This window comes from Bradyrhizobium sp. ISRA442, from assembly GCF_038085055.1.
Lineage (GTDB): Bacteria > Pseudomonadota > Alphaproteobacteria > Rhizobiales > Xanthobacteraceae > Bradyrhizobium.
On record NZ_JALGCN010000032.1, the window covers coordinates 38,228 to 56,874 of the forward strand.

Below are 18,647 nucleotides of genomic sequence, written 5' to 3' on the forward strand. Positions count from 1 at the left end.
CCGCATTGCGATCTGCTGTACGCATCGAGCGCTTTGGCGATGCGCCGCAAGGAAAGACTTGCGGCGCATCCAAGGCGAGCAACTGCAGATCGCCATTCACTCACATGCCATACAGGATCTTCAGTTCGCCGCTGGCGCGAAGGGCGATCTCGATTCCGTCCGCAGGCAGATACAGCTTCTCGAGCTTGGCCGAGGAAAGATGTCCTTCCATGCGGAAGCCGTCCTTCAGCGGCCTGTTCAACTTCGCGTTCGCGGCGTTGAGCAAGTTCTCATAGGCGACGCCATAGTCCACGCTCATCTTGTCGCGCAGTCCACTCACGATCGGATCGATCATCGCGGCCACGCCCTCATTGTCAGTCGAGGCGCTGAGATCCGAAAGCCGCACGGCATGACCATCGGCATCCACCTGGAGACCAGCGGTGAGATAGGTCCATTCACCGGCGTTCGGATCTGCGTCGGACGCTTTGGCGACGCGCAGACCGATCGCGAGCTTGCCGGACGAAGGATAGACTTCAACATCCCGGACAGACATGCCAGCGGCCGGCGCAATTGAGCCGAGGGCCTGCTGGATCTTGCCCTTCAGCACGTCGTAGCTGATGCGCACGGGCAGGATCACATCGAACTGGCCGGGCGAGGTGACCTCCCGCCCGAGGGCCGGAAGTGCGGTCGGCGTCACCGCCGCCGGATGCTGTCCGATCACGGTTTCGGCGGCGCCCGCCAGCTCGAGCGATCCGCTGAGCACCTTGCCTTCGGCATGTACGCCGGCAAACGCGGCACTTTGGGGCGTCAACTGCAGCCAAACTTCAGGGTCCGCCGAGAGCTGAACTGGCTCAAACGCATGGCGCCAGGCCGTGGCAGCCTTGTCGTGCAGATCGAGACGGCGGGCAGCTGCAAGCGCACGCCCCCTCACCTGCGCAAGCTCCGTCCTGATCCGCGGCTCCGCATAGTTGGCGAGCGGAATCTCGCGGCCCATCACATGCAGAACGGGCGGCTCGCTCCAGCGAAAGCCGTCGCTGAAGTTCAGGTCGAGCGACCAGTCACGCGAGAGTTCCGGCCGCGCTTCGGCCTCGATCGTGGCACTGGCCTCGGTCTCTCCATGGATGCGGGCCGTGAAACGGTTGGCGCCTTGCCCTTCCAACGCGCCGTAGATCGGCACCGAACCATAGAGACGACCGCCGCGACCATAGAGCGACACCGGACCCGACCGCTCGACGTAGCCGTAGATGTCGCAATTGGCGTTGACCCGGAAGAACAGCACCCGGCGATGCACGCAGCTCACACGTTCGTCGATGGTCGCAAGGCGCCGGGGAATGTCTCGTTCGATCTCCTCTGCAAGGGCTGGCAGACCGAATTCGATGGTCGCGGCGATGCGCGACTGCGTGCTGAAAGGCGCCACCGTATCGGGAGCGAGAGGCGGCCTCTCCGCCGCCATTGCAGACGAGCAGAGCCCGAACATGCCGAGCGCGGCGAGTCCTGCTCGCACCCCGTGGCGTTTACCTAACGGCTTCAGGTGGAATTTCATGACATTTACCTCACGGATTGTTTGTTGCATTCAAGATGCTGAAGGTCTCTGGGTCAGAGTCTGGGTCGTCCCATCGGCCGGTGAAATTCGCCGAACGCGCCTTCCCGCGGCCGGTCCTCACCGGCGAAACCCCTTCGAAGAAGGTCTGCGCCCTCTCCGGTTCGCGGCCGATCGACGTCACGCTCTGGGAGTGCCTCATGGCGCTCGAACGTCTCGCCGGCCTCGCGTCGAATCTCGGATTCACGCGCACCGGGCCTTGCCGGTTCGATCCTCCTCGCGACATCACCCTCTGGGCGGTGGAACGCATCGGGACGTGGCGCATCGATCCGATCCCTAGGGATGGCACGTTGCTCGAAGGCAGAGCGATCCCGCAGGAGATCGTCGTGTGCGAGATCGTTGCGCAAGGCGTTCCGGGCTGCCACGTCGCCGTCGCGGCCAAAGCGCTGCGTCAGCGCAGCGTTGGCATAGGGAACGTTGCCGCGATGCGCGGGATTGTGGACCCACACATTGTTTCCGATGTTCATGTTGGCGTGATTGAAGAGGTTATATCGATTGACGTTGATGATGACGTTGTTGTGCCACCAGTCGCAGCCGCCCCAGATCGCCGCGCCGACGACGATCCCCGCACCGAACGAAATGATGTTGCTGGCGACGAAGCCAGGCGGCGACCAGTAGAACGGCTGATAGCCAGGGTAATCCCAGCCGCCATACACTTGGGCTGGATTGTAGACGGGAACGTAGTAGACGTCGGGGTTCACCGGCTCGATCACGATCGGCCGCACTCCCGAACTGGCGCCATCGGCCGGGGGCGGAGCGAGGGTGACGATCTGTTGCGGCGTCGATTGCAGATTGCCGGCAGCTTGCGCCTCGGCGCGCAACTTCTGAACCGCATTGAGCACGTCCTGCTGCTGGGCCAGAAACGCGTCGCCGAGCTGCTGGGTCCAGTCCAGCTTATCGTTCATCATCTGAAGCGTCTGCGGCACTGCCGTCAGGGCTTTGACGCTGGGATCCCAGGGTTGGGTCTGCATCGCGTCCTCAAGCGCCTGTCCCTTGACCGTTGGGTTCTCCCGCGACCATCGAGCCGCCTCGACCACCTCCAGCGGATAGGTCGAAGCCATCAGGATCTGCGTGAGCAGCGAATCCGGATAGAGCGCGATCGGCGCGACGAGCTGCGCGATCTGCGCCTGCGAGAACGCCGCCTGGTCCTGGGTCTCGGCCTGCATTGGAGCCGCAACAGTCGCGTCCTGCGCGCTGGCGGGTGCAGTTGCGAGGTTCGAAACGAGCACGAGCGGCGCGGCGCCCAGCGCGAAACGGCGCATTGTCATTGCAATCTTGTTTGACATCTCTGTTCTCCTTGTTTGCAGCCGCGCGTCTGCGCGCGGCTGCATCGATGGGCGCGGGCGCTCAGAGGCAGATGCGCTGACCGTTGCGCCAGAAGCATCCGGAGCCGCGGCGGTAGGCGTAAACGTTGCCGTAGCGTCCAATGCCGACGGCACCGTTGGGGCCTACGGCGAAACTGCCGTACCGGGTCGTGCAGGCAGCGCGATACACGCCCCTGACGCAGCTCATTGCGCTGGCATCGGACACCGTGAGAAGGACGCCGAGGGCACTCGCCACTGCGACGGCCGCATATTTCGGCTTGAAACGCGCGAGCGCGGAGATGCGGGAGTTCGTCGTGATGGTGTTCATGGGAAGTCTCCTTTCGCGACAAATCGGCGCGCGACATCGTTCGATGCCCCGGCAGAGGGTCGCCATGCGAAGGTGGAAGCTGGACTCAAGGGCTGCGATTTGCCCCGTCCTCAACACGAGGAGAAATGGCTCGGCGACGACACAAAAACAAATACCGCTTCAATATGCAGGTATCGCCTCGTCATATGGCCGGCCGCGCAACTCCAAAATCAGGCGAAAAAGCCAGGGAAACGGAGGCCCTGGACGGCGCAACCTCAGCTAGTATACTCGGACGCCTCACATGATCGTGTACCACAACCGGCACCCGCCACCTTCTCCGACCGCTGGCATCAGGCTGATGGGTCACAGATCGGGTTGCCCAATGCGGCGATCTCATCGATGATGTGCGGCCCCGGTATGGGCAGGACAAAATGCAGTTCCGTCAACTTCGATATTTCGTCAAGATCGTCGAGGCAGGCAGCTTCTCCCGCGCAGCCTCCATCGTTCATGTTGCCCAACCTGCGCTGAGCCAGCAGGTTGCCGAATTGGAGGAAAGGCTGGGAGTGGCCTTGCTTCAGCGCAGTGCGCGGGGCGTTAGGCCGACAGCAGCAGGGGAAATCTTCTACAAGGAAGCTTCCGCGATCTTGCATCAACTCGACCAGCTGCCCGCAGTCGTTCGTTCGGACCGTGACCAGCCAGAAGGGGTGGTCAACGTTGGTTTCATATCCTCCCTCGCGCCGGTACTCGTAGGCTTTCTAGATGAGTGCCGGGAAGCATTTCCGAAGGTCGTGATCCGGTTCTCGGATGGAGACAGCCTCGGCCTGGAAGACAAGATCGCCTCGTCATTGGTCGATCTCGCCGTCCTTCATGAGGTCGAATTCACGACGGCTTTGATGCGCAAACCCTTGTATAGGCAGAAGCTGTTCGTTGTCTCGCGTCAGCCGATAACAACCAACGGAGACCCGATCTCTCTTGAGCGCATCGCGGAGCTGCCCCTCGTGCTGCCGGGGAACGTCAAGGGCCGTCGTGCCTTGATCGAACGCGTATTCGCCGAAGCGAAGCTAAAGACAAACGTCGTTCTCGAAGCAGATTCGCTGGTAAGTGAAATGTGGTCGGTGCGAAATGGGGTGGGTTGCACCATACTTCCGGTAGGTGATCTCTCCAATTTTGGGCCTCACGCTTTCGCCAAGCCGACGTTGATCGAGCCACCGATCTATTTTACCTGCTCCATTGCCTATTCTGCCGATTTTCCACTCACTGCCGCCAGCGAAGCGGTCCGCGATGCGCTCGCCAAGTTCCTTGAACGCCGGCTCAGCGAGGGCAGTATAGTGGGAGCGGAGCGCCTACCGGAACGGTGACGTCCGGAACGGCGGGAACGACTGAAGTACGCTTCAAGGATACGGTTCATATCGGTCCTTTTGGGCCAGAGCAAGCCGGCTCACGTCCTTCACTCCGTGTCCCGTCAAATCAGCGAACACGGCTTCGTCGGATAATGGCAATTTGCACGAATGCTTCCAATCGTGCTCAACCGTCTCGACGAGCCGTCTCACCACGTGGGCCGACGACGTCTCAATGGCAAGCTCGCGACGGTCGTCAAAACTGCCAGGACTGAGATTGATCGAACCGACGACGGCACGCCTGTTGTCAGCAATCATCATCTTGCCGTGCAGCTTCAGCTTCTTCAGCGCATGAACCTTGGCGCCGACGTCGTGAACGATGCGCAGCCCGCTGACACCCTCAAACAGCTTCTTGCGTTTGAGTTTGTGAAGCGCACGGGACATGATCCGGACTTGGACCCCGCGCTTGACCGCGCGGACCAGGCGCTCGATGATCACCATGTCCTGGTAGCGCTCGTTCTGCAGCCACAGCGTTTCCGTGGCGCCGTCGATGAAGTTCGCGATACGCTGCCGGCCGTTGTTTGGGCACCAGATCAGGCTGGAGCCCGGTGTCGGCTCGAACGGCCGCTGCTCCCAATCGGCATCGAAGCATCGCACCATCTCCGCAACTTGCGCCGCGTCCGTGGATACGACCGCGTAGTCACGCGTCTCGGTGAGGTCGCGCGTCTCCCAGTTCAGGGATTCGACGAAGCCGATCCGGTTGTCGATCACCATCGACTTCTGGTGGGTAACAGCAAATTCTGCGCTGCTATCGCGAACATCCACACCCGCCTGGAGCAGCATGGCCCTGGTCGCGTCATTGTCGCTCCTTCCATCACGCCTCGCCGGATTGAGCATCACCCGCACATGCACGCCGCGGCGCCGCGCCGCGATAACGGCATTGAGCAGGGACGGATCGGTGAACAGGAACATGCGGATGTTCAGCGCGTGTTGCGCTGACATGATCGGATCTACGATGGCGCTCGCGGTGTCGTCCGGAAGCACGATCAATCGATGTGACATCTGCCTTGTCCTCCTCTAGGCAGCGTCGGCAACGTGCCGCGCCGCCTGAAACTGGATCCGGTGCAGTTCGGAGAAGAGCCCGCCTCCGGCAATCAGCGCCTCATGGGTGCCCTGCTCGACCACGACGCCGTCCTTCAGCACGATGATCTTGTCGGCATCGACGAGCGTGCTGAGACGGTGCGCGATCATGATGACGGTGCGACCTCTCATCAGCCGCCGCAGCGCCTCGATCACCAGGTGCTCGGATTCCGGATCGAGAGCAGCGGTCGGCTCGTCCAGGATCAGGATCGGGCTGTTGCGGATCACCGCCCGTGCGATGGCGATGCGCTGACGCTGGCCGCCCGACAGGATTTCGCCCCGTTCGCCAACAACCGAATCATAGCCCTGTGGCATCCGGCTGATGAACTCATCAGCATTGGCGATCCTGGCGGCTTCGATGATCTCAGCTTCGGTCGCATTGGGCCGCCCATACGCGATATTCTCCCTGATCGTACCGTGAAGCAGCACAGTATCCTGCAAGACGAACCCGATCTGCGACCGCAACGCGGCGATCTTGTAGTCTGCAATGTCGATGCCGTCGATCAGCACACGGCCCAGCATGGGCTCGTAGAAGCGTGGAAGCAGGCTCAGCACGGTCGATTTTCCAGAGCCGGTCGGGCCGACAATACCGACCACCTCTCCTGGCTCGATGCTGAAGGATACCTCGTGCAGCACCGGCCTGTCCGCCTCATAGCCAAAGCTGACACGGTCGAAGCGGATCGCGCCGCGGACCCGGCCCGGATCGATCGCGCCCGGACGCTCGCGGACGATTTCGTCAGCCGAGAGGATCGCCTGAATCCGCTCCAGCGCGACTGTCGTCTGCGCGATGGTGCTGGTCATGCTGGCGAGATCCTTCACCGGTTTGAAGAACTTCTTGAGATAAGCGAGGTAGACCGTCAGCGCTCCCGCCGTCATCGTTCCCGCGATGATCAGTGACGTTCCCTTCCAGAGCACGACGGCGGTGCAGATCGCGACCACGATGCTGACCATGGGTGACATCAGCGATTTGATGCCGCGCGCGCGAAGCGCTGCAGCGACGGAAGCGTGGCTTGCGTTTTCCAGGTGCGCGATCTCCAGAGCCTGGCCTCCGAAAGCGTTTGTCAGGCGGATCGAGCCAAGTCCGCGCTGCACGATCGAGAGCACCTCTGCCTGGCGGTGCCGGAGAGCGCGGGTGGCGGCCTTGACGGCTCTCTTGAGATGGAACGCGAAGAGCAGAAGGATGGGCGTGAACGCAACGGCGATCAACGTGAAGTCCCAGTCGAGCCAGAACATCACTCCTACCATGAACACGATGGTGAGAAGATCGATGACGATTTCGAGCGTGGATGAGGACGCGAAATCCTGGATGGTGGCGACGTCGCTGGTAATGGTCGATACCAGCGCGCCGATCTTGGCATGATCGTAGTAGCGGAGCGAGAGCCGGTGCAGGTGCTCGTAGATGCGCAGCCGTAAATCGTTGGCGACCCACTGCCCCACGCTGGTCGTGAAGTAGCTGTCGAAATAGCTCGCGACCGCCGCGACGGCTGCGATCGCCAGAGTCGCCGCGCCGGCAAAAAGCGCTACGCCCAGCGTATGCTTGCCGAAGCCGCCATATTCGTGGGCCCAGCTCAACCATTCGGGCAAGCGGTGACTGCCGAGCGCATCGTCCAGGACAAGCTTCAACGGCCAGGGCGCGGCCAGACTCATCGCAATCTCGATCAGCATGGCGAGAAATACGATTGTCAGCCGGCCGCGATAGGGTCTCAGCAGATCGATCACAAGACGAGACATTGCTCTTCTCCGACTACTGCGCCGGTGATTGCGCATCAGCGGTGCTGGACAGCGGCTTGCCACAGTCGGTCGGCGCCGGCCGGCCGGCGAAGCGATCCATCATCCAGCTGACGGCGGCGTCAGCGCTGTCGCGTGCGACAAAGCCGTGTCCGACGCCCTGCACCCACATCATCCGCACCTTGCTGCCTGCCTTGCATTGCCGCTGCATGTAGCTCGCGGTCACTTCGGGGCGCACGATATCGTCGGTCGTGCCTTGCGCGAGAAAGAGCGGAATGCTCGACGGCAGCGCGCCCGGGGTGTTGCGCGCCGCCAGGGAACGCCAGGGCTCGACGGTCGCGATGTTCGGCACCGAGAGGAAGTGCTCCTCGAGCGGCTTCTCCGTCCGGCGTCGCGCCAGGATGTCGAAGATCGATTCGATACATTCGTTGGCCAATTGGTCCACTGCCGGCATGGCTTCCGGCAACACGACCTTGTTGATCGGCGCGCCATAAACGCGCGACCACGACCACAACGTCATCGCGGTCAGGTTCTTGCCACCGGACGTCTTGAAATCGTCACCCATCAAGGTGACCAGCGAAGTTGCGGGCGCCGCAGCGGCAACACCGACCAGGTTGAGCTCGGGCGCATAAGTCCTGGCAATCAGACCGGAGTAGAGCGAGGCCTGTCCGCCCTGCGAATGCCCCCAGACCGCAAAACTGTTGCCGGTCTCCGCGCCTGGCAGGTTGCGCGCGGCACGCACGGAATCGATAACCGCTCGCGCCTCACTGTCGCCGACGAGATAAGGATGAGGGCCTGGCGTCCCCAAGCCTGGATAGTCTGTGGCCGCGACCACGACGCCCTGCTCAATCAACTGACGCAGGCCCGCCATTTGCTGGAACACAAAAATCGCCAGCGACGGCGCGCAGTGTGGCACCACGCCCGTAGTCGGATGCGCCCAGGCAACGACGGGCCGCCCGCCTGCGGGCGCCGGGCCCGGCGGCACGATGATGACACCGGACACCGCAATCGGCTCACCGTGCATGCCGGTCGAGCGATAGAGCACGCGGTAGGCTTGCGCGCCCGCAGGCGCGAAGCTCATCGGCTCTGAGCGGATCAGCGTTCCCGGACGTCCGGCAATCTCCTGGCGCGATGCGTCATAGAAAGAGGTTTGCGCATCTGCGCCGACGACAGAAAGCGCCAACGCGGCCGCGCCAGCGATTACGCCCAAGCAGCGCCTCAGGACCGACGGTGCTTTCATCTGCTTCAACATATTCATGAGAGCCTCACTTGTATCTTGGTTGCCAGCGCCCGGGCCGTTCATCGGGTCCATGCCGCCTGCGAGCGGGCCGGCGAGTATCTTTCCGGCTCAACTTGGCCGCCGAACATCACCTCATGACACGCCTCGCTCAGCCGGGCTTCATTGCCCCGCAGGCAGGCAACGATCTCGCCGACATTCGGGATGAAATGGCTGCACAGCCGAAACACGTCCGGCGTGCAGGCCTGCCGTTGAGCTGCCGTGCCTTCCGCGAACGCCGCGCTGCTGGCGAGCGTCAGGACGATGCCGCCAACGGCGGCGAGCTTGATTGATTTGCGATACATTGGCCCTCTCCTTTGGTTGATTGAACGAATCTATTCTCTTTCTGAGTGCATCGTCGGACGCACCACCGCGCCAGCTTGCCAGGCGGTCCCTTGGCGAAGCCTTGTTGGTCAGATCACTTCATAGGCAAACAGCGTCGCAACGAGCGTTATCCCGATCAGACCGCCGAGGAAGATCAGGTCTGCGATCTGCTCGATGCGATAGCTCAGGCCGGCGCGCTGCGAATATCGAATTGAGAGGTAAGATGTCAGCGCACTCGCCAGGAACATGACCGATGCGAGAGCGGCGTATTCGTCGACATGCGACGATCCGTGCTTCGCTTCGACTAGCTTGACCAGGCCGATCAGCGTCGCGCAAACGCCGATCATCGTCGCCGAGACCGGCAGAATGTGGGACGCGAGCGCTTGGCTTCCTGCTCTTATCGACAGTCGATTTGACATGGATCATTGCTCGGCTCCTCAGGGAGCCCCCTCATCTGCTGGCATTCACTTTTCGGTCCAGAGCCCAGCTCGTTGACCCTTTCTCAGTCTCGCCGAAAAAGATTCACGAGCGAGTGCTCCGCTCCGTCCCGCCACTTAACGGGCGCGACTAATGATCCACGCTGGCATCCCGGACAAATACAGCTTCCATATGCAGGTATCTGCGTGGCCTATAGGTTCGTTCTTTGATGCCGACCGGCTCGTCCTGAAGCTGCCCACGCGACTGGCCTTTGGTACGGTCTATCAAAGCGTTACGCTTCGTATCCGCGCCTCGGCAACGACGGCCATTTGTTGCGTCGATGTCGCTTCGATGCACGCTTTCACGAAGGCGTTACAGTCTACGACGTTCATCACCAAAGACGACATCGGCACGCCGATCCGTCGCCATCGGCGACGGCTATGCCCGCATATTCAAACGGTATTTGTCGCGGGGCGATCGATCGACCACGGAAGTGGCCGCACGGCGCCGATCGCCTCGTCATGAGGGGAACGGTCAGGCGCTTGGCATTTCCGCATCGAGAGAAGGAACACCACATGAAATTCGATTCTCAGTTCACGCGCCGCGGCTTCGCCGCAACTGTCGCAACTGGCATTGCGAGCATCGGGCTGCTCGCGGCCACAGCGCAATCGGCCGAGGCCTATCAGGGTAACATGGAACGTGCGCTTGCATCGCTGCATCAAGCGCTGCAGTCGTTGCAGGAGGCGACTGCAAACAAGGGCGGTCACCGCGCACGCGCAGTGGAGCTGGTCCGCCAGGCCATCGAAGAGACCCAGGCGGGCGTCGCATTTGCCGACGAGCATGGCGGCGGCGGCCGCTAGTCGGACGAGCGGCAGGCACCTTCCGGTGCCTGCCTATCGGTATTTAATCCAACCACACCGCTCCCGGCTTCCTGGCGTGCTCGATCTGCTCCTTCAGAAATTCAATCAGGAGTTTCTTCACGCCTTCGGCACCCAGCGTCAGCGTGAACTGGTTGGACCAAATCAGGCAGCAGGTAAGATGGAATGTCGGCGTAATCAGCACCGGCTCGGCAAAGTCGGCGAGCGAGAAACCTGACATGTCCCCCAAGTTCAGGATGGTGCTGGCAGCGCCGGAGCGCACCGCCGAAAGTTCGCTCGAGATGTTGTCCGCCTCCGCGGCAAGCTGCACCGAGATGTCGGCCTTAGCGAAAGCACGGTCGATAACGATTCGCCGCGCATTCGATTGACCCGGAAGGATCAGCGGGATCTCCGCAAGTTCCTTGATCGGGATTGTTGAGCCGGCGATCGGAGCCGATTGCTTGCTGCGGACGAGATAATGGTCCTGCTGGAACAGCGGCTGCCGCTGTACCGTGGGAAAGAACTCATCTTCAAAAATGAGAGCCAGGTCCAGGCGACTCTTCTCGACCTCCTCGCGCAGGAATTCGCTATCGCCATCGACGAATCTAAGCGCGATTTTCGGATGAGTAGCCCGGCACAGTTCAATGAACGGCCCGACCAGGGTCGTGGAAAGAGATGCCGGCATCCCGAGGCTGACCGGCCCTTCGATTTCACCGATCTTGGAGTGCACCAGGGCCGGCAGATTCTCGTATCGGCGCAGGATCGAGGATGCTTCGTCATAGAACCGCTGCCCGGCAGCCGTCGGCTTGATGCCCCGCGCGCTTCTATGCAGCAATGCGACGCCTAGGGACGCTTCCAGTTCGCCGATCTGCTGGCTCAAGGCCGGCTGCGCCACGTGAATGGTCCTGGCAGCCTGAGAGAAACTGCCGGCTTCGACGATTTTCACGAAATAATAGAGATGGCGGTACTGCATCCTCCGTCTTCCCGCAGCGGTAAACCGATGGTTGCAAAGTGCTAACAAAGGCGCCAAGCTGTCAAGCTCACAGGTGTCGCGACCGTCCATCACGGAAACGGCGAGACCCGCGCCGAGCCACGAGCAAGCCTCCTCTAGCTGCCCTCGACAAAGCCGGCGATGAGCCTGGTCAGCGATTGCTCCAGCTCGTGCTGCGGCACCTGTTTATTTTCCGTCGCCACCACCGCGCGCATCACACCGGCGAAGGCGTAGACAAGAACGAATGCGTCCGCCGGGCGCATAGGTCTTCTCACGCCACCCGAGCCGTCCGGGCCGGCTGTCGTCAGCATGTCGGTCAGGCTCTTGAAGAGCGGGTTCAGCCTGGTAGCAGGTCCGCGCGACAACGCATGTTCAAGCAGAACTCGGTGGACCCGACGCCGCCCGCCATAGCTCGTCAGTATGGAATGCACGATGATCCGAATGCGTTCTCCTGTCGCCCCGGCGCGGGCAGTCGTCATCGCCTGCATCACACGATTTGACAGTCCTTCCAGCTCTCGCCCCGACAAAGCTTCGAGGACCGCGTCCCTGTTGTCAAAATACTGATACAGCGTGCCGATGCTGACTCCGGCCGCTTCAGCAATTGCACTCGTCGTCAGGCCGTCCATGCCGCCTCGCTGAATGAGCCGCGTGGCAGCTTCCAATATGAGGTCGACCTTGTTTTGGGCACGAGCCTGCTGCGGCGTCCTGCGTTTAACTGATTGTTTTGATGTCGGTTTCACTGGGAATCGCCCGTGGCGCCAAACGCGAGTTGAGAATGTGAGCAATACTCATATTATCGCAACGGTCATCAGTTTCAGAGACCTTTCTCAGAACAGAGTTGAGCAATGGACCGGAGAACGATAATCGTCGCTGGAGCGAGCCTCGCTGCTGCAACTTTGGCCACGGAGGGGTCAATGGCGCAATCCACTGCGACCGACAAGCGGCCCGATCAGCGTCTTGGCCAGACCTATCGCTTTGCCGATCCGGACATGGACTTCTTTTTCGTTGCGGCGCTCGGCTGGGGTCCCGCGGGCGGCCTTGATATCGGGCAGGCTTTCTACATCGCTTCGCAGATTACGGATGGCGATGCGGACAGCTGGGTGCGCGCCTTTTCAAATTACGGCGACGCCATGAACGCCCAGGCGGACAGCTGGAATGCGCAGGGCCGAAAGCGTGCCGCCGGTGAGGCCCGGCTCAAGGCGTTCGCCAGCTACCGCTCGGCCTGGCAATTCGCGGGCCCCGGCGATCTGTTCAAGTCCCTCGTGGTCAAACACAAGACTGCCTTTGTCGCAGCCATGAAGGAGCTTGCGCTCCCCGCGTCTCATTTCGAGGTACCTTTCGGCGGCAAGCAACTGCCGGGCGCCTATTTCCAGAATGCGAATCCGAATGCTCCCGTGGTGCTCGTGATAGGCGGTGCCGACACTTGCTTTGAAGATCTGTTCTTGACCGTCGGCCGCAATCTTCTCGACCGTGGTTACTCCGTTGCCCTGGCCGACCTTCCCGGACAAGGCATCACGCAGGCGGACGGACTCTATTGGCAAGCTGAAGCGGAGAAGCCGATCGCTGCGATTGTCGATCTGCTCGTCAGCCGTTTCGGCGCGAAGCCCGGCCGTATTGCTTTGATCGGGCTCAGTCTGGGCGGGTACTTCGCCGCGCGCGCGGCGGGCCATGATGAACGCTTTGCCACCGTGATCGCCAGCACGCCGTTTCCGAACCCGGCCGAGATGTTCGCGCTGGCGGTCAAAGAGAAGGCGAAGTCAGCGCAGCCGCCTTCGGCATCTGCACTGCGCAGCGCGCAAGTCACGTTATGGAAAGCCGGTGCGAGCAGCCCGCAGGACTTCCTGGCGCGCACGTCGAACATGATCGCCGACCCTGCCTTGGTCACTGTTCCATTCCTGTCGATCCTCGGCGCGGGCGACTCGCCCGTCTTCGCGGCGCAGGCTCACGCCTGGCACCGCGACATCAAATCGACCCGAAAAGCCTTCGTTCTACTCGATGCGGCTTCAGGGGCCGACGGCCACGTACAGGTCAACAATCGGCTTCGCCTCGCCCAGGAGGCCACAGGCTGGATGGACGATATCTTCCACCTCTGATTTGAGTCCGTCATTCTTTCGCTGAGCGGGCCCATGCGACGCGAGTCGCTTGTAGATCCGATCGGCGGCTCGACCGCTGAAGTGACCGCGTGAATCCGCTTCGTGGCAAGATCGTCCATACGGTCTGCCAGATCACGGCAAGCCAGCTCTTCAAAACTACTGCAATGAATTTGCTGGCTCCGGCGTCGACGCACGGGTGTCCAGCCATCTGGCGCACCAATAGCCATATAGCCAAACCGTATTTGTTACCGAGGCTCGCTTGAGAGATGGTCCCGCCGCTCGCACACGGCGGCAAGTGCACACCATTCCAGAGGCGACCACATGTCATTCGCTGCTGTTCACATCCATGAAGGATTCGTGCTCGCACTGCTGCTCAAGATGGGGCTTTCGGCGCTGATCGCCGTATCCGTCACCGTTCTTGCCGAAAAGGCCGGCCCCGTAGTCGGCGCATTGCTCGCAACGCTGCCCGTCACGTCGGGGCCGGCATTCTTCTTTTTGGCGCAGGACCACGACGCAGCCTTCATTTCACAGACAGCTCTGTCGACGTTCGCGCAGAACATTCCGACCGCCATCTTCGCGACGTCCTACGTGCTGCTTGCACAACGCCTGTCGACGACTATCAGCGTCGGCGGGGCAATGTGCGTCTGGCTCGTCTATCTCGCGCTATCGCTCTGGGGAGACTCGGGCTTGCCCACTGCGCTCCTACTCGGCGCATGCGTTTTCCCGCTCTGCATCGTCCTTGTCAGGCCTTACCGTCACGCGACGGCGTCTGCGCCGGGGCAGCACGCAAGTGATCTGATCGTGCGAGGTGTGGCCGTTGCAGTGCTGGTCGGTGCGATCGAGGTCCTTGGCCTCGTGGCCAAGCCGATGTGGACGGGCGTGCTGGCTGCTGCGCCTGTCCTCTATCTCTCGCTGATGATCATCCTGCAGCGCCGGCTCGGCGGGCGGGCAGCGGCCGCCGTGATCGCCAACAGCCTTGCAGGTTTCCTCGGCATATCTCTGGCGTTCGTGACCGTCTACCTGCTTGCGGTACCGCTCGGGAAATGGACCGCCCTCGCGTTCGGGCTGACGTTCTCGGCCTCGTGGAATACGGGCCTGTTCCTGCTGCATTGCCGCGGTGCGTCGGTCCTCCAGTCCAATTCCAATCACCTCCTCCCCATCGAAGCCAATCGGAGCTCGTCATGACCAAGACTGTCATCCAATACGTTCTCTCCCGTCTTCACGACATAGGCGTCACCGACGTATTCGGGGTGCCCGGCGACTACGCCTTCTCGATCAACGATGCGATCTGCAACGATCCGAACATGCGCTGGGTCGGATGTTGCAACGAGCTCAACGCGGCCTATGCGGCGGACGGCTATGCACGCATCAAGGGTGCGGCAGCGCTGTGCACGACCTATGGCGTCGGCGAACTCAGCGCGATCAACGGCATCGCCGGCGCGTATGCCGAGCACCTGCCTGTGTTTCACCTCGTGGGCAGTCCGAACATGGCGACGCAGGCCGCCCGCGCGCCGATGCACCATACGCTGGGCAACGGCGAATACGACCTGTTCCGCCGTATGACAGAACCGGTCGTTTGCGCACATGCCGTGATGACGCCGCAGAATGCCGTTTACGAGACCGAGCGACTGATAGCGGAAGCGCTCTATCACCGCCGGCCGGTGTACATGGCGTTTCCGGCTGATCTCGCCAATCAGCCGGTGCTTGGCGAGGCGACGCCGATCTCGCCTCCGCGCAGCAACCCGGACAATCTCGCCGCGGCCGTCGAGGCAATCGCTGCGACAGTCGACAAGGCGCGCACGGCCTGCGTGATCGCCGGCATTCTCGTCAGCCGGACCGGCCAGCGCGAGGTGCTGCAGCGCCTGATCGATGCATCGGGACTGCCGTTCAGCACCATGCTCATGGGCAAGTCCGCGCTCGACGAGCAGCATCCGTCCTATGTCGGCATCTACAACGGAGCGCTGATGAATGACGAGGTGCGTACCTTCGTCGAAGAGCGCGATTGCGTCATGCTGGTCGGTGCGCCGCTGACGGATTTCAACACCGGCGCCTTCACTGCACGGCTTTCGCCGGAAAAGACCATCGCGATCAATCACCACCATGTTCAGGTCGGCGGCAAGAGATTCAACGATGTGGAAATGACCGATCTGCTCGTTGCTCTCGCGAATCACCTGCCGAAACGCGGCTGGGCCAGAATCAAGGCGAAATCCCTCGGCAAAGTGAGTGGCAAGGATAACGACCCAATCGACGCTCCCGCCCTCTATTCGCGATGGGAACGCTTCCTGAAGCCGAATGATATCCTCGTCGTTGAAACGGGTACCGTCTCGATGGGCCTGGGGTTTGCGTTGCTGCCGCAGGACGCTACCTTCTACAACCAGACTCTCTGGGGCTCGATCGGCTGGGCGACACCGGCTGCATTCGGCGCCGCAGTTGCCGCACCGGACAAACGCGTCGTTCTGGTAACAGGAGACGGAGCGCATCAGCTTACCGTGCAGGAGATTAGCCAGTTTGGTCGCCTCGGCTTGACGCCGATCATTTTCGTGCTCAACAACAACGGCTATTTGATCGAGCGGCTGCTCTGCAAGGAGCCGAGCATCGCCTATAACGACATCGCTCCGTGGCATTATGCGGATCTAGCGAAAGCATTCGGGAATGATGATTGGCTAACGGCGCGCGTTACCACCTGCGACGAGTTCGACCGGGCGCTGGAAGAGGCCGGCAGGTCCAAAACCGGTGCCTACATCGAGGTCGTGACCGATGCCTACGCAGCATCGCCGCTGGCGCTGAAGCTGCACGATGCTGTGGCAACCCTCTACAAATCATAAGCTCTACGCGGAATTTGCCGCCCCGGTGATCGCGGCGGCGGCCGCCCTTTCCGACAATCGCTGGATAGACGTCGGCCATACTTGGCACCAATACCCGCATACTGAAGCGGTATTTGTTTTCGCCGAGTTCCTCGACCACTGTGGCGGCCAGCACCAGCGGTGAACCGAAAAGGCTTCACCCTTTCAGGAAAGATGCACATCATGGCAAAGCTTATCTACCGTGTCGTTTCCGCCTGCGGCGCTCTTGGTTACGGCTATCCAAAAGAGTCCCTGGAAAACGCGTTGCGCGGTCGCGTAGACGCCATCATCTGCGATGGCGGCTCGATGGATGCCGGGCCCTACTATCTCGGCACTGGGACGGAGTATTTTGAGCACGAAGCCGTGAAGGCGGATTTCCGTCACATGGTCGAAGCGGGCAAGAGGCTGGGCTGCCCCGTGATCCTGGGATCCTCCGGCATGGCGGGCGGCAACCGCAACCTCGACTGGATGATCGGCGTCGCCAAGGAAGTCTTCGGTGAACTCGCGGTGACGAACGCGAAGGTCGCCGTCATCCGCTCCGAGCTCGATCCGGAAATCGTCATCCAGGAGTTTCGCAAGGGAGCCCTGCGTCCAACCGGCGCCGGCCCCGAGCTCAGCGAGGAAGCACTGCGCGAGAGCACGATCGTCGGGCAGATGGGCATCCATCCCCTGATCACTGCCCTCGAGCACGGCGCACAATACGTGCTGGCCGGTCGCTCTTGCGATGTCGCCCTTTTCGCCTCCGACATGATCCGCCGTGGCATCGATGCAGGCCTCGCCTACCATGTCGGCCACATTCTGGAATGTGGCGCACTTGCCTGTGATCCCGGCTCGCCGTCGGACTGCCTGGTCGCCGAGATCTATGACGACGGCTCAGCCCTCCTCGTTTCTCCGAATCCGGCGCGACGCTGCACCGCCTACTCGATCGCGGCGCACTCGCTGTATGAGGAGAGCCATCCGCAGCTCCAGTTCTATCCCGAAGGCGTGTTGGCGATGGAGAAGACGGAGTTCTTCTCGCGCAGCGCCGGTATAGCGGGCATCCGCAACAGCAAGTTTGTTCGCGCGGGCAAGCCCTGGCCGTGGAGCATCAAGCTGGAAGGATCGCGACGGCTCGGGGCCCGCAAGGTCTCGGTGATCTATATCGATCCCGCCGACCTCACGAAGGTCCCAGTCGACGTACTGGTCTATGGTCGTAACGGCGTGCAGGCAAATCCCGTTCAGGACGGCCAGCGCGAGCTTGGAATCATCATCGAAACCGCCGCAAAGACGGAGGAAGCCGCCGTGCTGCTGGCCAGCCTGCTGACGCACTATCTGATTCACTACGGCTATCCGGGTCGGAAGGCGACGGCCGGCAACATCGCCTATCCGCTGTCCCCCAATCTCGTGAGCTTCCGGCGCGACGACGGGCTGTTCGGCGCAATCGTGCCGAGCGGAACGCGCGATCCGGTGTTCTTCGAGCACTATCCGAAGATCAAGGAGGCTGTCATCAACCTGATTCAGCACGAATTCCCGGATGCGCTAGAAAATGCGAACTTCAAGATCACCGACGCAGATGCGGCCAATCCGGCGATCCTGCTGCGGACCGTCGACCGCAATCCGCAGCGGCTGGCCGCACGGCATGCCCTCGAAATCGAGCGCATCACACAGCTTGCAAAGCCGAAAGCCACTTCGCGGCTCAACCTCGATGCGCCCGACGCGTACGAATGGTCGCTCTATCATCTGCTCCAGAACGAGCACGTCATCAAGAACGTGATGTTCGACATCACTTATTTCCGAGCGAACGGCGCGTCGTGGACGCGGGAAAGTGACGCTCGTCCGCATTATGAGGACATCGGGGAAACTAATTACACCGGCGATCTCGACGATCGCACACTATCGCTGATCGCCGATGCGCCGCCGACGGGTGTGCTGCTCAGATCGAACCGTCTGCTTGACATGGCCGTCGTGATCCGCAGCAAGGACGCAGGCATCAACCGTCTAACCTTCGATATCATCTTTACCTCTGCGGAGCACTACGAGGCAGCGCTGCACTCCAATGTCTTCTCCAGCTGCAATATTGCGAAGCTTCTAGGACTGCCGCGCGAGCACGTTGTCGGCACCTTCTTCGTCGATACCTGCAACGCCATCAAGATCTCGATCGACCGGCCGAACATCTCGGCATCAGTCGACGAGCGCGACGTTTTCGGAGCGCAGCAGCAGACTGCCGTCGAGAACCTCAACATTCCGATCTACGCGACGACGCTCGCCAAGGCCTCGTCGCTTTGACCATCTGCTATATGGGCATGCCGGCGGGGTGCGCGGCCGATGCGCGGTTCCCAAAGCAACGGCCGTTCGGCTCACCCTGCGCTGCCCATCGCGCCCGGCGGAAGCGAACCAAAGCGCAGTTTAGCGTACGATCGCATGGTAGCGCGGGTCGTCTCGTCATCGGCTGTTGCACTTCGCTAGCAGCGG

General features: G+C 61.7%; 18 protein-coding genes. 8 read left to right on the plus strand and 10 right to left on the minus strand.

Annotated elements, in window-relative coordinates:
- Positions 1-100: 100 nt before the first annotated feature.
- The 3 genes from MTR72_RS37165 to MTR72_RS37175 form a co-directional block, all read right to left on the minus strand.
- Positions 101-1,522, minus strand: a complete 1,422-nt coding sequence (locus MTR72_RS37165) for a DUF4403 family protein (RefSeq protein ID WP_280969716.1) — start codon at positions 1,520-1,522, stop codon at positions 101-103.
- A 53-nt stretch (positions 1,523-1,575) separates the two neighbouring features.
- Positions 1,576-2,865, minus strand: a complete 1,290-nt coding sequence (locus MTR72_RS37170; RefSeq protein WP_280969715.1) for a DUF3300 domain-containing protein — start codon at positions 2,863-2,865, stop codon at positions 1,576-1,578.
- Positions 2,866-2,926: 61 nt separating this feature from the next.
- Entirely contained in the window at positions 2,927-3,211 is a 285-nt protein-coding gene (locus MTR72_RS37175; RefSeq protein ID WP_280969714.1) for a hypothetical protein, read from the minus strand.
- 410 nt (positions 3,212-3,621) lie between these two features.
- Here MTR72_RS37175 and MTR72_RS37180 point away from each other — a divergent pair, with 410 nt between their 5' ends.
- Entirely contained in the window at positions 3,622-4,548 is a 927-nt protein-coding gene (locus MTR72_RS37180) for a LysR substrate-binding domain-containing protein (RefSeq protein WP_209295339.1), read from the plus strand.
- 33 nt (positions 4,549-4,581) lie between these two features.
- Here MTR72_RS37180 and MTR72_RS37185 read toward each other — a convergent pair whose 3' ends face one another.
- From MTR72_RS37185 to MTR72_RS37205, 5 genes are all read right to left on the minus strand, one after another.
- Positions 4,582-5,571 (minus strand): phospholipase D-like domain-containing protein, encoded by a 990-nt coding sequence (locus MTR72_RS37185; protein WP_280969713.1) that lies wholly within the window; start codon positions 5,569-5,571, stop codon positions 4,582-4,584.
- 33 nt (positions 5,572-5,604) lie between these two features.
- Complete coding sequence (locus MTR72_RS37190) at positions 5,605-7,398, minus strand: ABC transporter ATP-binding protein (protein ID WP_341512077.1); 1,794 nt, start codon at positions 7,396-7,398, stop codon at positions 5,605-5,607.
- A 13-nt stretch (positions 7,399-7,411) separates the two neighbouring features.
- Positions 7,412-8,605, minus strand: coding sequence for an alpha/beta fold hydrolase (locus tag MTR72_RS37195; RefSeq protein WP_341512078.1), 1,194 nt, complete (start codon positions 8,603-8,605; stop codon positions 7,412-7,414).
- An 89-nt stretch (positions 8,606-8,694) separates the two neighbouring features.
- Positions 8,695-8,976: a hypothetical protein gene (locus tag MTR72_RS37200; protein WP_280969710.1), complete on the minus strand. Its 282-nt coding sequence runs from the start codon at positions 8,974-8,976 to the stop codon at positions 8,695-8,697.
- A gap of 108 nt (positions 8,977-9,084) precedes the next feature.
- The gene (locus MTR72_RS37205; protein ID WP_341512079.1) at positions 9,085-9,414 is read right to left on the minus strand and encodes a hypothetical protein; all 330 of its coding nucleotides are present in this window, start codon (positions 9,412-9,414) and stop codon (positions 9,085-9,087) included.
- 151 nt (positions 9,415-9,565) lie between these two features.
- Between MTR72_RS37205 and MTR72_RS37210 the strand changes: the two genes are divergently transcribed.
- Positions 9,566-9,937 (plus strand): hypothetical protein, encoded by a 372-nt coding sequence (locus MTR72_RS37210; RefSeq protein WP_280969708.1) that lies wholly within the window; start codon positions 9,566-9,568, stop codon positions 9,935-9,937.
- 50 nt (positions 9,938-9,987) lie between these two features.
- Positions 9,988-10,272, plus strand: a complete 285-nt coding sequence (locus MTR72_RS37215; protein WP_280969707.1) for a hypothetical protein — start codon at positions 9,988-9,990, stop codon at positions 10,270-10,272.
- 43 nt (positions 10,273-10,315) lie between these two features.
- Here the strand turns inward: MTR72_RS37215 and MTR72_RS37220 are convergent, their stop codons facing one another.
- Complete coding sequence (locus MTR72_RS37220; RefSeq protein WP_341512080.1) at positions 10,316-11,242, minus strand: LysR substrate-binding domain-containing protein; 927 nt, start codon at positions 11,240-11,242, stop codon at positions 10,316-10,318.
- 134 nt (positions 11,243-11,376) lie between these two features.
- Complete coding sequence (locus tag MTR72_RS37225) at positions 11,377-12,000, minus strand: TetR/AcrR family transcriptional regulator (protein ID WP_341512081.1); 624 nt, start codon at positions 11,998-12,000, stop codon at positions 11,377-11,379.
- Between the two features lie 174 nt (positions 12,001-12,174).
- Here MTR72_RS37225 and MTR72_RS37230 point away from each other — a divergent pair, with 174 nt between their 5' ends.
- The 5 genes from MTR72_RS37230 to MTR72_RS37250 all read left to right on the plus strand — a co-directional run bounded on the left by MTR72_RS37230 (position 12,175) and on the right by MTR72_RS37250 (position 18,461).
- On the plus strand, positions 12,175-13,353 hold the full coding sequence (locus MTR72_RS37230) for an alpha/beta hydrolase family protein (RefSeq protein WP_280969704.1): 1,179 nt from the start codon (positions 12,175-12,177) through the stop codon (positions 13,351-13,353).
- Between the two features lie 321 nt (positions 13,354-13,674).
- Positions 13,675-14,538: a hypothetical protein gene (locus tag MTR72_RS37235; protein ID WP_341512082.1), complete on the plus strand. Its 864-nt coding sequence runs from the start codon at positions 13,675-13,677 to the stop codon at positions 14,536-14,538.
- Positions 14,535-16,178, plus strand: a complete 1,644-nt coding sequence (locus MTR72_RS37240) for an alpha-keto acid decarboxylase family protein (RefSeq protein WP_280969702.1) — start codon at positions 14,535-14,537, stop codon at positions 16,176-16,178. The genes MTR72_RS37235 and MTR72_RS37240 overlap by 4 nt, the downstream gene beginning before the upstream one ends.
- Entirely contained in the window at positions 16,150-16,341 is a 192-nt protein-coding gene (locus MTR72_RS37245) for a hypothetical protein (protein ID WP_280969701.1), read from the plus strand. The genes MTR72_RS37240 and MTR72_RS37245 overlap by 29 nt, the downstream gene beginning before the upstream one ends.
- A gap of 38 nt (positions 16,342-16,379) precedes the next feature.
- Complete coding sequence (locus MTR72_RS37250) at positions 16,380-18,461, plus strand: DUF4387 family protein (RefSeq protein WP_280969700.1); 2,082 nt, start codon at positions 16,380-16,382, stop codon at positions 18,459-18,461.
- The last annotated feature ends 186 nt before the right edge of the window (positions 18,462-18,647 follow it).

Bases quoted from the DNA above. Each gene is read 5' to 3' on its own strand.
- MTR72_RS37190 (WP_341512077.1), bottom strand. From the start codon at position 7,398: ATGTCTCGTCTTGTGATCGATCTGCTGAGACCCTATCGCGGCCGGCTG.
- MTR72_RS37235 (WP_341512082.1), top strand. From the start codon at position 13,675: ATGTCATTCGCTGCTGTTCACATCCATGAAGGATTCGTGCTCGCACTG.
- MTR72_RS37165 (WP_280969716.1), bottom strand. From the start codon at position 1,522: ATGAAATTCCACCTGAAGCCGTTAGGTAAACGCCACGGGGTGCGAGCA.
- MTR72_RS37200 (WP_280969710.1), bottom strand. From the start codon at position 8,976: ATGTATCGCAAATCAATCAAGCTCGCCGCCGTTGGCGGCATCGTCCTG.
- MTR72_RS37205 (WP_341512079.1), bottom strand. From the start codon at position 9,414: ATGTCAAATCGACTGTCGATAAGAGCAGGAAGCCAAGCGCTCGCGTCC.
- MTR72_RS37240 (WP_280969702.1), top strand. From the start codon at position 14,535: ATGACCAAGACTGTCATCCAATACGTTCTCTCCCGTCTTCACGACATA.
- MTR72_RS37215 (WP_280969707.1), top strand. From the start codon at position 9,988: ATGAAATTCGATTCTCAGTTCACGCGCCGCGGCTTCGCCGCAACTGTC.
- MTR72_RS37175 (WP_280969714.1), bottom strand. From the start codon at position 3,211: ATGAACACCATCACGACGAACTCCCGCATCTCCGCGCTCGCGCGTTTC.
- MTR72_RS37210 (WP_280969708.1), top strand. From the start codon at position 9,566: ATGATCCACGCTGGCATCCCGGACAAATACAGCTTCCATATGCAGGTA.
- MTR72_RS37245 (WP_280969701.1), top strand. From the start codon at position 16,150: ATGCTGTGGCAACCCTCTACAAATCATAAGCTCTACGCGGAATTTGCC.
- MTR72_RS37220 (WP_341512080.1), bottom strand. From the start codon at position 11,242: ATGCAGTACCGCCATCTCTATTATTTCGTGAAAATCGTCGAAGCCGGC.
- MTR72_RS37230 (WP_280969704.1), top strand. From the start codon at position 12,175: ATGGCGCAATCCACTGCGACCGACAAGCGGCCCGATCAGCGTCTTGGC.
- MTR72_RS37170 (WP_280969715.1), bottom strand. From the start codon at position 2,865: ATGTCAAACAAGATTGCAATGACAATGCGCCGTTTCGCGCTGGGCGCC.
- MTR72_RS37250 (WP_280969700.1), top strand. From the start codon at position 16,380: ATGGCAAAGCTTATCTACCGTGTCGTTTCCGCCTGCGGCGCTCTTGGT.
- MTR72_RS37180 (WP_209295339.1), top strand. From the start codon at position 3,622: ATGCAGTTCCGTCAACTTCGATATTTCGTCAAGATCGTCGAGGCAGGC.